This window comes from Methylobacterium sp. D54C (assembly GCF_053345595.1).
Map to the genome: position 1 here is coordinate 50,418 of NZ_JBKFAK010000013.1, position 12,518 is coordinate 62,935.

Consider the following 12,518-nt stretch of genomic DNA (forward strand, 5'->3'; position numbering starts at 1 on the left):
TCAGGCCGTATCCGAGGTCCGTCAGGCCTCGTCGGCGGCGAGCCAGATCGCCGGCTCGCGCGCGGCCGGGCGGAGCGGGGCCGGCGCGGCGGGCAGGCCGCGCAGCTGGGCGAGTTCGGCGAGTTCCGGCGCCTGAGCGGTGTCGTCGGCGTTCAGGAACAGGCCCCGCGCCCGGGCGGCGCGGCCGAGATCGGCCCGGCTGGTCCAGACGCTCTGGGCCGGGCTCGTGAGCAGCGCCAGGGCGACCGGCGCCAGCCAGAGGGCGAGCCACGGGTTCCCGACGAGGACCAGGGCGAGCACCATCAGCGCGCCGACCACCACGGCGTCGGCCTGGAGCCGGAACGCCTCCGCCCAGGAGACCTGCCGGTCGTCCCGGTCCTGCGTCTCCCAGCGGACCACCCGGCCGAAGAAGGTCGAGACCACGGCGCCGGCGGTGAACAGGGTCAGGACCGGCCACAGGATCACCCACACCGCCTGCTCCAGGGCGGCGCTCGCGAGCAGCGCCCGCGCGCCGCCGAAGGCCGCCCGGCGCTCCGGCGAAGCGAGGACGTGGCCGAGGCTCAGGAGCTTGGGCAGGGCCAGGACGGCGACGCTGAGGGCGGCGAGCGCGTGGGCGGCGGCGCCCTGCCCGGTCAGGCCGTAGGCCAGGAGGCCGAGATCGCCGGTCCGGGCGGCCTGCCACGCGGCGAGGCCCAGGAAGGCGATCCAGAGCGGCAGCACCCCGTAGGAGAGGATGCCGACGAGGAGGTGCCAGCGGCTCGCGCCGTGAAGGCCCGCCCAGGGCAGCACCCGCAGGTGCTGGAGGTTGCCCTGGCACCAGCGGCGCTCGCGGCCGAGCAGGTCGACGAGGTTGGTGGGCATCTCCTCCCAGGTGCCGCCCATCTCGGGCAGCAGCCGCACCTCCCAGCCGGCGCGCACCATCAGCGCGCCCTCGACGATGTCGTGGCACAGGATCTCGCCGCCGAGCGGTTCCCGGCCCGGGAGCTTCGGGAGCTGCGCGTTCTCCGCGAAGGCCTCGACCCGCAGGATCGCGTTGTGGCCCCAGTAGCTGCCCTCCGGGCCCTGCCAGGTCTCCAGGCAGCGCAGGGCCAGCGGCGCGTAGAGGCGGACGGCGAATTGCTGGATGCGGGCGAAGAGCGTGTCCCGGCCGGCCGCGTACGAGACGGTCTGGATCAGGCCGGTGCGCGGGCTCGCCTGCATCAGCCCGACGAGGCGGCCCATGGCCGCGCCGGTCATCAGGCTGTCGGCGTCCAGCACGATCATGAAGGCGTACTCGCCGCCGTAGGTGCGGCAGAACTCGCCGATATTGCCGGCCTTGCGGCCGACATTCTCCGTCCGGCGCCGGTAGCGGATCCGCGGCAGCGCCGGGTCGGACACCGCCCAGGCCTGGATGCGGGCGTACTCGTGCTCCTCCACGGCGGCGATCGCGCCGTCCCGTGTGTCGGAGAGGACGAAGATGTCGATGCCTTGCGCCTCGGCGCGGGCGAGCGACCGGGCCATCACCCGCAGGCGGGCGAAGACTGCGACCGCGTCCTCGGCGTGGATCGCCACCACGGCGGCGGTGCGACCGGCCCCGTCCGGGCCGGCGCCCGCCTGCTCGGAGCGGCGCTCCAGCGCGGACTTCGCCCGGTCGCCCAGGAGGGCCGCGACGAACCCGTAGACGTACTGGCAGGCGACGAAGGCCTGCCAGCCCATCACGAGGCCGAACAGCACCAGGACTGCCCAGGCCAGCGGGCTGACGCCCGCCGGGTAGGCGAGCGCGGCGAGCCAGATGAGGCCGCCGGCGGTGGCGAGGCTCGGGACGGCCAGGGCGAGGCGGCGGGCGCGCAGGGCGCCGCGCGGCGCGTCGGTCCAGACCTCGCGGCAGGCTGCGTTCTCCGACGGATCGGGTATGGCGGGAGCCGCGTTCCGGTGCGACCGCTCGGCGGAGGAGGTGACGCGTGACGACATGGCGCGAGGAACTCGACCGTGGAAGGCTGCCGGCCGCCCGGCGGTGCGGGGCCGGGAACCGATGACCGTGGATACCGATGTGCGGGGTGAGGATACGGAGCCGAGCCGGCAGCCCAGGCCGCCGGAAGCCGAACGGATCAATCCCCCCTCCCGGCGCCGCGTTCTTCGAACAGTCCTGGCCGCGGCTGCCGGCACGGTTCTACCTAGCGCGACGGATCTGAATGGGTCCAGAACGTGGGCCGGGCCGGCGCTTCCGCCGCAGGGCGACGCGATGACCTTCGAGACCCTCTCGGCCGAGGCGGCGCGGCGCGCCGCAGCGCCCTACGCCCCGCCGCCCGAGGACCTGCCGCCGGCGCTCGCCGCCCTCGACTACGACGGCTACCGGGCGATCACCTTCCGGCCGGACGCGGGCCTGCGGCTCGGCGCGCATTTCAGCGCCCAGCTGTTCCACCGCGGCTTCCTGCAGCGCCGGCGCGTGGCGCTCCACCTCCAGCCGCTCCGGGGGCCCGCGCGGCCGATCCCCTACGACACGGGGCTGTTCGACCTGGGCACGCGGCTCGCCGGCCAGGGCTTCCCGGCGGATCTCGGCTTCGCGGGCTTCCGCCTGCACTACGCCTTCCCGGACACGCCGGCCTGGCGGCCGAAGGGCTTCCAGGAGGAGTTCCTCGTCTTCCTAGGCGCCTCCTACTTCCGCCTGCGGGCGGCCAACCAGGAATACGGGCTCTCGGCCCGGGGCCTCGCCATCGGCACCGGCGCGCCGGAGGGTGAGGAATTTCCCGACTTCGTGGCCCACTGGATCTGCGAGCCGGAGGCGCGCACCCTCACGGTGCTCTCCCTCCTCGACAGCCCGAGCGTGGCCGGCGCCTACCGGTTCGAGATCGCGCCCGGCGACCCGGCCCGGATCGCCGTCACGGCGGCGCTCCACCCGCGCCGGGTGCTCCCGAAGCTCGGGCTGGCGCCGCTCACCAGCATGTTCCTGTACGGCCAGAACGGGCCCGGGGCCCGGGACGCCAAGCCGTTCGACGATTTCCGGCCGCAGGTGCACGATTCCGACGGGCTCTGCGTCGCGGCCGGGGCCGACCCGGCGCGGATCGACCGGATCTGGCGGCCCCTGGTCAACGGGCGGGCGCAGCCGCAGATCTCCGCCTTCGCGGCCCGGCCGCTCGCCGGCTTCGGGCTGCTGCAGCGGGAGCGGAGCTTCGCGGCCTACCTCGACGTGGAGGCGCGCCACGAGGCGCGGCCGGGCCTGTGGGTGGCGCCGGATTCCGCCGGGGGCGCCTTCGCGGACGGCGCCGTGCAGCTCTTCGAGATCCCGTCGGGCGAGGAGTACATGGACAACATCGTGGCGGCCTTCGTGCCGGCGGCCCCGGCGCAGCCCGGCGCGCCGCTGCACGTCCGCTACGGGCTGACCACGGTGGGGGCCGAGCCCGTGCCGGCGATCCCGGAGACCGCCCTCGCCCGGGTGACGTCGACGCGACTCGGCTCGGCGGAGCGCCTGCGCCCGTCGAACCCGCCCGACCCGCGGCGGCGGCTCTGCGTCATCGACTTCGAGGGTCCGGGCCTGCCGAAGGGTCCCGACGACGCGGTCGCCGCGGAGGTCTCGGCCAGCGCCGGCACGCTGCACGATCCGGTGGCCAACTTCGTGCCGCAGACCGGAGGCTGGCGGATCTACGTCGAGTGGCGCCCGCCGGAGCCGGTGCCGCCGGGCGACGTCGTCCTGCGCGCCCGGCTGGTCCGCGGCACGACGCCCCTCAGCGAGACCTGGGACGCCGCCGTGTAGGCTCCGTCATCGCGCGCGTGGCGAAGCGACCCGGGGCGGCGCGACCTCCCCGAAGGTGGCGCGACACTGGGCCGCTTCGCCGCGCGCGCGAAGACGGCGTGTCTCAGGCAGTCCGGCGCTCCTGCTCCAGGCGCCGGGCCAGGCGGGTGGCGCCGTAGACCTCGCTCAGGCGGCGGCGGGCCGCGCTGACCGGCGGGGCCTGCCGCTCGTCGTGGGCGGCCGCGATGACGCGCAGGGCGGCGGCGACCGAACGCTCCAGGCGACGCTCGGCCTGGACGGCCGCGTCCCGATGATGGTCCAGCATGTGATGATCCCTCGTGCTGCGCCGTCTCCACCCTCTGGCGGGGCGGTCGCCGGCTGCACCGACAGATTTCACATCCGGCTTGACGGTATCAAGGCAGCTTGGCCGTGGGCCGCCGAACGTCCTTACCGCAGCTCCTCGTGCCAGGTCCGGCCGTCGCGCTCGATCAGCGCGATGGCGGCGGTCGGGCCCCAGCTCCCGGCCGGGTAGGGCCGCGGCGCCTCGGGCCGGTCGGCCCAGGCCTTGAGCACGCCGTCCGCCCAGGCCCAGGCGGCCTCGACCTCGTCGCGGCGCATGAACAGCGTCGCGTTGCCGCGGACCACGTCCATCAGCAGGCGCTCGTAGGCGTCGGGGTAGCGCTGCTTGAAGGTCTCCTCGAAGGAGATGTCGAGGTCGGTCGGGCGCAGCCGCAGGCCGCCGGGCCCCGGATCCTTGGTCATCACCTCGAGCTTCATGCCCTCCTGCGGCTGCAGGCGGATCACGAGGCGGTTGGGCTCGCGGCCGAAGGCCTCCTCGGGGAAGATCGAGAACGGCGAGGCGCGGAACTGCACCACGATCTCGGACAGCTTCTGGGGCAGGCGCTTGCCGGTGCGCAGGTAGAACGGCACCCCAGCCCAGCGCCCGGACTGGATCTCGACCTTCATGGCCACGAAGGTCTCGGTCCGGCTCTCGTGGCCGAGCTCGGCGAGGTAGCCCTCGACCGGTTTGCCGTCGACGGCGCCCGCCACGTACTGGCCGCGCACCGTCACCAGCGGGATGTCCTGGCTGGTGATCGGCTTCAGGGCGCGCAGCACCTTGAGCTTCTCGTCGCGGACGGAGTTTGCCTCGAGATTGAGCGGGCTCTCCATGGCGGTGAGGCAGAGGAGCTGCAGGATGTGGTTCTGCAGCATGTCGCGCATCGCGCCCGACGTGTCGTAGTAGCCGGCCCGGCCCTCGACCCCCACCGTCTCGGCGACCGTGATCTGGACGTGGTCGATCACGTCCGAGGTCCAGAGCCGCTCGAAGATCGTGTTGGCGAAGCGGAGCGAGAGCAGGTTCTGGACCGTCTCCTTGCCGAGATAGTGGTCGATCCGGAAGATCTGCGATTCGGGGAAGACCTCGCCGACCGCGTCGTTGATCGCCCGGGCCGATTTCAGGTCCTTGCCGATCGGCTTCTCCAGCACGACGCGGGACTTCTCCCCCACGAGCCCGTGGGCGGCGAGGTTGCGGCAGATCGAGCCGTAGAGGTCGGGCGAGGTGGCGAGGTAGTAGGGCCGGACCTGGTCGGGCCGCTCGTCGAGCTTGGCGACGAGGTCGGTCCAGCCGCTGTCGCCGGCCCCGTCCACCGCGACGTAGTCGACGTGGTCGAGGAAGCGGTGGAGCATGTCGTCGGACAGGTCGGCCGCCGGCACGAAGCGCTTGAGCGCGTCGCGGGCGTGCTCGCGGAAGGCGTCGAGGGACAGTTCCGAGCGCGAGGCGCCGATGATCCGGCTGGTCTCGGGGATCTGGCCGTCGCGGAATCGGTAGAACAGGGCCGGCAGGAGCTTGCGCGCGGTCAGATCGCCGGTGGCGCCGAACACGACGCAGTCGAAGGAAGCGACGGGGATGATCGTGGCCAAGTGCGGCTCCCGGGTGTCGTGCGCTGGTCTCGTGCGGCGGCTGCGTCGCACTGACCTAGCCCGTGTGCAAGGGCTTCGCCAGACGAGGGGCGCAGGCCAGCGCTGTCCGGTTCAGGGGGCGGCCGGGACAGATCCGGGCAAGTCCACGCTGCCACGCTCCGTCCTTGCGAGCGCAGCGAAGCAACCCAGGGCAGCGCGGCGCCGCCGAAGGACAGCACGATGCGCGAGCCGGCCGTCTACATCATGGCGAGCCGGCGCAACGGCACGCTCTACACCGGCGTGACCTCGGACCTCGCACGGCGGGTCCACGAGCACCGGGAGGCGCTGCTTGCCGGTTTCACGAGCCGCTACGCTTGCCAACGCCTCGTCTGGTACGAGCGCTATCCGACGATGAATGAGGCCATCACCCGCGAGAAGCAGATCAAGGCAGGCTCACGGAAGAAGAAGCTCGCGCTGATCGAGGCGATGAATCCGGACTGGAACGACCTGTATCCCGATCTCGCGTGAACGGGTCCGGCGTCGCGGATCCCTGGATTGCTTCGCTGCGCTCGCAAAGACGGCGATCGCGGCATCCCGCGCAGTCACGCAGCGGGTCTCGCTCCTCCGTCATCACGAGCGGAGCGAAGTGACCCAGGGCAGCGCGAGGCCGCGCGGGTCACCCCGCCATGTACCGCTTGAACGCCTCGGCGTGGTCCGGATGCCAGCGCGAGAGGGCGGGCCGGTTCTCGACGATGTCGCCGGACGCCCAGGCGATCCGCTTCGCGTCCTGGGCGCGGGTGGTCTCGTTGTCCGGGCAGAGGATGTAGAAATCGCCGGCGGCGAGCCGGTCCAGCAGGAAGGCCACGGTCTCGTCGGGCGTCCAGGCCCCGGCGGGCTTCTCGGCGACGCCGCGGGCCTTCGTGAGGCCCGTGTAGACGAAGCCCGGGATCAGCAGGTGGGCCGTGGTGTGGCAGCCCTCCCGGTTGCGCAGCTCGTGGGCGAGCGCCTCGGTGACCGCCTTCACGCCCGCCTTCGAGACGTTGTAGGGCGCGTTGCCCGGCGGGGTGGTGATGCCCTGCTTCGAACCCGTGACGATGATCGCCCCGGGCTTGCCGCCCTCGATCATGCCGGGCGCGAAGGCGTGGATGCCGTTGACCACGCCGCCGAGATTGGTGCCCAGGATCCGCGTCCAGGTGTCGGCGTCGGAGAACAGTTTTCCGCCGGCCTCGATCCCGGCATTCAGCATCACCAGGGCGGGCGGCCCGCCCTTGGAGACGGCGGTCGCCAGGGCCTCGACGGCGCCCCGGTCCGACACGTCGGTGGGCACGGCGCGCACCTCGACGGCGGCGAGTTCGGCGACGGCGGCCCGGGCCGCGTCCAGGGCCGGCCCCGGCAGGTCGGCGAGCCAGACGTTCATGCCGGCCCGGGCGAAGGCCTGCGCGGCGGCGAGCCCGATGCCGCTCGCAGCCCCGGTGACGACCGCGCTGCGGCCCGGACTGATCGCGGGGTGCTGGCTCATGACGGATCCTCGGCTGACGGGCGCCCATCAGATGGGGCGCCCCGGGCGGAAGGCGAGTTCACGCCGCGGTCCCGCGCCGCCCCGGCAGAACCTGCGGATCGCCGCCGCGGCGGCTTCTGCTAGGGTGGCGGGCACGTCACGGAACGAAGCACCCGGATGCCCCCTCTCCCGCACCGCCGGTCGATCCTCGCCGGCGCGGCCGCCCTCGGCCTCGCCGGCGCAGCGCGCGCGGCCGGCCCGGCGGGGTTCGGTCCCCTCGGCCGGCCGTCCTGGTCGGCCGACAGCCTCCAGGCCGCCGCGGCCGCCAAGGGCCTGACATACGGCTGCGAGGTGCCGTTCCACCGCTTCGACGCGACGCCCGCCTACCGGCAGGCGGTGGCGCGGGAATGCGGTATCCTCGTCTGCGGCACCGAGATGAAGATGGAGGAGGTCCTGCCGGCGCCGGGCAAGACCGACTTCGCCCGCGGCGACGCCATCCTGCGCTTCGCGAGGGGAAACGGCCAGCGCATGCGCGGCCACACGCTCGTCTGGCACGCGGCGCTGCCGCCCTGGGTCGGACCGCTGCTCGGCCGGGCGAGCGCCGTCCAGGCCGAGGACTTCATGCGGCGCTGGATCGAGACGGTGGCGGGCCATTACCGCGGCCAGATCGTCGCCTGGGACGTGGTCAACGAGATCCTCGGCAACGAGTCCGACCCAGACCGCGGCGGCGGCCTGCGCGACTCGCCCTGGCTCGCCTCCATCGGCCCCGGCTACGTCGACCTCGCCTTCCGGATCCTGCACGAGACCGATCCGGCCGCCGCCGGCACGTGGAACGAGGACGCGGTGGAGCAGGGCGTGCCCTGGATGGAGGCCAAGCGCACCAAGGTCCTGCGCCGCCTGGAGGCGATGCGGTCCCGGGGCGTGCCGATCCGGCGCTTCGGGCTCCAGTCGCACCTCACCAGCACGATCCCGATCGATCAGGGCCAGCTGCGGCGCTTCCTGCGGGAGATCGGCCAGATGGGCCTCGGCATCGAGATCACCGAGCTCGACATCGACGACCGCGCCTTCCCGTCCGACGTGGCGACCCGCGACCGGATGGTGGCCGATTACGCCCGCCGCTACCTCGACGTGGTGCTGGACGAGCCCGCCTGCCTCGACGTCCTGACCTGGGACATCTACGACCCGGACACGTGGCTGAACGACCACCCCTACCGCAAGCGGCCCGACGGCCTGCCGCAGCGGGCGCTGCCGCTCGACGCGCAGTTCCGGCGCAAGCCCCTGTGGCACGCCATCAAGGCGGCCTTCGAGGCCGCGCCCGATCACAGGGCCGCCCGCGAGAAGCTCAGGCGGGCGTGACGCCGGCCCGGCGGCCGTCCTCGGCCAGGCTCGGCTCCGGCGGCCGGTCCGCCAGGAGCCGGCGGCGGAGGCGCGCGCAGGGGCGCTCGACGAGGCCGTACATGCCCCAGCACCACAGCAGGGTCACCGGGAAGGCCGCCAGCATCAGGCCGACGCCGTGCAGCCCGGGCCGCAGGTGCAGCACCAGGGCCACCACGGTCATGTGCGCGAGGTAGAAGCTGTAGGACCAGAGCCCGAGCCGGCGCATCGGCCGGCTGGCCAGCAGCCGCACCAGAGGTCCCTCGCCGTGCAGCAGGTACGCGAAGGGCACGAACAGGGCGGCGCTCTGGAGCGTGTAGCGCAGGCTCTCCCGGAAGGCGGGATCGCGGACCGCCAGGGTCCCGAGGATCACCGCGAGGCTCGCCGCGACGTGCCAGGGCGCGGGGCGCCACGCGCGGTCGGCCGGGACCACCGGGTTGTTCCACAGCCCGAGGCAGCACCCGAACAGGATCGCGTCGATCCGGGTGTGGGTCCAGCTGTAGTTCAGGCTGTAATCCGGCAGCCGCCAGACGTTGACGCACCGGATCGCCAGGACGGCCGCGCAGAGCCCCAGGCAGGCCAGGGCCGCGCGGCGCGGCCGCAGGCGCCCGAGCCAGAGCAGGAAGACCAGCGGGAAGACGAGGTAGAAGTGCTCCTCGATGGCGAGGCTCCAGAGCGGCACCGGCAGCACCGCCTCGGTGCCGAACAGGCCGGGATAGTTCGTCAGGAAGGTCGCCTGCCCGAGGACCGCCGCCGGCGCGACCGGCATCCAGTCGAGCCACCCCGCCGCGTAGAGCGCGCCGGAGGCGAGCAGGGTCAGGTACATGGGCGGCAGGATGCGCAGGCTCCGCCGGAGGTAGAAGGCGGGAAGCGACACCGTTCCGGTCCGCGCCCGCTCGATCCGCAGGAGCGTGGTGATCAGGTAGCCGCTGAGGAAGAAGAAGACGGTCACGCCGAAGCCGCCCGGCACCACGTGGCCGTAGCCGCAATGGGCCGCGAACACGATCAGGATGGCGAGCGCCCGCACCCCGTCGAGCTGCGGCAGGTAGGGCATCGTCCTCGGGATCGGATCACCGGAATCCGGCATGCTGGGGACCGATCTCCTGTCCGGGCCTGGGCAGCCGTGGTGGCTTGGCCCTGCGGTGTCCGACGGAACGCTTCGATGAAGGTGTCCTACTCCGTCATCGCGGGCGGAGCGAAGTGACCCGGGGCAGCGCGACGACGGGCGGCGTCGCGCCGTCTGGATCGCTCGCTCCGCGCGCAAAGACGCGGGCGCCGGAACCAGCAACGCACGAATGTATGAGCGGGACGTTCACGCCGACCGACATCCGCGACGTTACACGCGGATGAATCAATGGCGGCATCGTGAATCCCGATCCTGCCCGCTTTCAGGGTCGGAGGAGATTGGTAACCACGCCGGCCCATCATCCGGCCCGGTCGCGCCGCCTGAGCGCGTCGGGAGTGTTGCGTATGGTCCCGGTCCAGCCCCGCCGTCACGCCCGCCCGCACGCCGCGCTGGGTGCGGGCCTGTCCCTGCTGGCCCTGCTCGGAGCGCCCGGCGTCGCCCTGGCGCAGGGGACCGGCGCGGCGCAGGGCGGCCCCGCGCCGGTGCCGCCGCTCGCCGCGCCGGTCGCGGTGCCGCCCGCCGCGGGCGAGACCGCGAAGGGCCAGGAGCCCCGCGCACCGGAGGCGAAGGGTGAGGCGAAGGGCGCGGCCGGCAAGCCGGCGGAGGCCAAGCGGGCCGACACCAGGCCGGCCGAGACCAGGCCAGCCGAGACCCGGGCGACCGAGGCCGCGCCGGAGCCCGTCCCGGCGCAGGGCAAGGCGCAGGATGCCAGAGCGCAGGACGCGAAGGCACAGGACGCGAAGGCCCAGGACGGCAAGGCGTCGGATAGCAAGGCGTCGGACGCCCGATCGGCCGAGACCAAGTCCCAGCCGGCCAAGCCTCAGGAAGCGGCGAAGAGGTCCCGCGAGCCGGCGCCGCTGGTCTACGCCAAGGTCTCCGCCGATCCGAACCCGACGCTGACACCGCGGACGTTCCTCGACACGCTCCGGGCGGCCGAGCGCTACGCGGCCTTCGCGGAGGCCGGGGGCTGGGAGCGGCTGCCAGACGATCTCGCGCGCCTCAAGCCCGGCGAGCGCCACCCGGCGATCCCCGCCCTGCGCCACCACCTGACGCTGACCGGCGACCTGCCGGCGGATGCCCCCGCGAACGACCGCCTCGACCCGCCCCTGGTGGCGGCGATCGCCGCCTTCCAGGGCCGCCACGGCCTGCCCGACAGCGGTATCCTTGGCCGGCTCACGATCAACGCGCTCAACGTGCCGGCCGCGGTGCGCCAGCGCCAGCTCGCCGCCTCCGCGGCCCGGCTGATGGGCTCGAAATTCCCGTTCGGCGAGCGCTACGTGGTGGTCAACATCCCGTCCGCCGCCGTGGAGGCGGTGGAGAACGGCGCCGTGACGCGCCGCTACGTCGCGGTGGTCGGCTCCCCCGACAAGGCGACGCCGTCCGTCGAGACGCGGATCACCGACATCAACTTCAACCCGACCTGGACCGTCCCCGCCTCGGTGGTGAAGAACGAGATCATCCCGGCGATGCGCAAGAACCCGGGCTACCTCGCCAAGAACCGCATCCGGATCCTGGGCCCGGCGGGCGAGGTCGACCCGACCCGGATCGACTGGGCGGGCCAGAAGGCCGTCAACTACACGCTGCGCCAGGATTCCGGCCTCGACAATTCGCTGGGCCAGGTGCGGATCGACATGCCGAACCGCTTTGCCGTCTACATGCACGATACGCCGGCGAAGTCGCTCTTCGCCGCGAGCGTCCGCTTCCACAGCCACGGCTGCGTCCGGGTCGGACAGGTGAAGGAGCTGGTCGGCTGGCTGCTGCAGGGCACGGACGGCCCCAACGGGCCCGGCACGAGCTGGGGCCCGATCGAGATCGAGACCGGCATCGCCGACGGCGAGCGCCGCGACATCAAGCTCACCAAGCCGATCCCGGTCACCTTCGTGTACCTCACCGGCTTCGCCACGCCGGACGGGAAGGCGCATTTCCGCGACGACATCTACAACCTCGACACGCCGGCGCCCGAGCCCGCCGCCACCGGCGCGATCCCGCCCGCGGCGGGCGCGGACGCCGCGAAGCCGGCCCCCGCGACCGCGCCGGCCCCGCCCCGGCCCGGTGCCGCCCACGACGCGAAGCCGGCTCCCGCGCGGGCTGCCGCGGCCAAGCCCGCGACGGTCGGACCCGCGCCGGTCAGGCCCGCACCCGCGAAGCCGTCGCCGGAGCGGCCTGCCACCGAGCACCGCAGCTTGGAATCCGTCGAACCTACCCGCTAAAGCCAACCCAGCTATGTGATTCTCGGCACGCCGGAACATCCCGGCGGGCCGGTCATTGGCCTGCAGAAAGCGCGTCCGCCCCTCCGCGGCGTGACGGAGCGGCGCGCCGAGCCAGCGAATCGCATTGGAGACGACCATGGCCAAGGCCAAGCCGAGCAGCCGCATCGAGAGCGCGCGCCTCAACACCCCGACCGACCTCGATCCGAGCGACGTCCGGACGATCGCCGAGGGCCTGACAGTCCTGAGCTCGGACCTGTTCGCCCTCTACATCAAGACCAAGAACTTCCACTGGCACATGAGCGGACCCCATTTCCGCGACTACCACCTCCTGCTGGACGAGCAGTCGGCCCAGATCTTCGAGATCATCGACGCGGTGAACGAGCGCGCCCGCAAGATCGGCGGCACGGTCCTGCGCTCGCTCGGCCAGGCCAAGAGCCTGACCCGCGTGGCCGACAACGATGCCGAGTACGTCTCGCCCCTCGACATGCTCAAGGAGCTGCGCGACGACAACAAGGCCCTCACCGCCAACATGCGGACGCTCCACGGGGTCACCGACGAGGCCGGCGACGTGGCGACCACCTCGCAGCTCGAGGAGTGGATCGACCAGTCCGAGGAGCGGACGTGGTTCCTCTACGAGACCACCCGCAACGCGACCGACAGCGGCCACTGAGCCGCGCCCCCCGGCACCGGCGCGGCCGGCGC

At 73.2% G+C, this 12,518-nt stretch carries 10 protein-coding genes; 5 read left to right on the top strand and 5 right to left on the bottom strand.

Annotated features, from left to right (window positions below; genetic code table 11):
* Nucleotides 1-21: 21 nt before the first annotated feature.
* Entirely contained in the window at nt 22-1,950 is a 1,929-nt protein-coding gene (gene mdoH / locus ACLBYB_RS21705) for a glucans biosynthesis glucosyltransferase MdoH (protein WP_447700012.1), read from the bottom strand.
* Between the two features lie 271 nt (nt 1,951-2,221).
* On the opposite strand from mdoH, the gene ACLBYB_RS21710 reads away from it, so the two are divergent.
* Complete coding sequence (locus ACLBYB_RS21710) at nt 2,222-3,730, top strand: glucan biosynthesis protein (protein ID WP_447700013.1); 1,509 nt, start codon at nt 2,222-2,224, stop codon at nt 3,728-3,730.
* A gap of 103 nt (nt 3,731-3,833) precedes the next feature.
* Here ACLBYB_RS21710 and ACLBYB_RS21715 read toward each other — a convergent pair whose 3' ends face one another.
* Nucleotides 3,834-4,034, bottom strand: coding sequence for a hypothetical protein (locus ACLBYB_RS21715; protein WP_020093812.1), 201 nt, complete (start codon nt 4,032-4,034; stop codon nt 3,834-3,836).
* Nucleotides 4,035-4,156: 122 nt separating this feature from the next.
* Nucleotides 4,157-5,629, bottom strand: coding sequence for a glucose-6-phosphate dehydrogenase (gene zwf / locus ACLBYB_RS21720; protein ID WP_020093813.1), 1,473 nt, complete (start codon nt 5,627-5,629; stop codon nt 4,157-4,159).
* Nucleotides 5,630-5,848: 219 nt separating this feature from the next.
* Here zwf and ACLBYB_RS21725 point away from each other — a divergent pair, with 219 nt between their 5' ends.
* Nucleotides 5,849-6,136, top strand: a complete 288-nt coding sequence (locus tag ACLBYB_RS21725; protein WP_447700014.1) for a GIY-YIG nuclease family protein — start codon at nt 5,849-5,851, stop codon at nt 6,134-6,136.
* A 148-nt stretch (nt 6,137-6,284) separates the two neighbouring features.
* Here the strand turns inward: ACLBYB_RS21725 and ACLBYB_RS21730 are convergent, their stop codons facing one another.
* Nucleotides 6,285-7,127, bottom strand: a complete 843-nt coding sequence (locus ACLBYB_RS21730; RefSeq protein WP_447700015.1) for an SDR family NAD(P)-dependent oxidoreductase — start codon at nt 7,125-7,127, stop codon at nt 6,285-6,287.
* A 156-nt stretch (nt 7,128-7,283) separates the two neighbouring features.
* On the opposite strand from ACLBYB_RS21730, the gene ACLBYB_RS21735 reads away from it, so the two are divergent.
* On the top strand, nt 7,284-8,462 hold the full coding sequence (locus tag ACLBYB_RS21735) for an endo-1,4-beta-xylanase (RefSeq protein ID WP_447700016.1): 1,179 nt from the start codon (nt 7,284-7,286) through the stop codon (nt 8,460-8,462).
* On the opposite strand, the gene ACLBYB_RS21740 is transcribed toward ACLBYB_RS21735, so the two are convergent.
* A complete protein-coding gene (locus ACLBYB_RS21740) occupies nt 8,449-9,567 on the bottom strand; it encodes an acyltransferase family protein (RefSeq protein WP_447700017.1) in 1,119 nt (372 codons plus the stop codon). The two genes, ACLBYB_RS21735 and ACLBYB_RS21740, sit on opposite strands and share 14 nt — an antisense overlap.
* 383 nt (nt 9,568-9,950) lie before the next feature.
* On the opposite strand from ACLBYB_RS21740, the gene ACLBYB_RS21745 reads away from it, so the two are divergent.
* Nucleotides 9,951-11,816, top strand: a complete 1,866-nt coding sequence (locus tag ACLBYB_RS21745; RefSeq protein ID WP_447700018.1) for a L,D-transpeptidase family protein — start codon at nt 9,951-9,953, stop codon at nt 11,814-11,816.
* A 136-nt stretch (nt 11,817-11,952) separates the two neighbouring features.
* Nucleotides 11,953-12,486, top strand: coding sequence for a Dps family protein (locus tag ACLBYB_RS21750; RefSeq protein ID WP_020093819.1), 534 nt, complete (start codon nt 11,953-11,955; stop codon nt 12,484-12,486).
* The last annotated feature ends 32 nt before the right edge of the window (nt 12,487-12,518 follow it).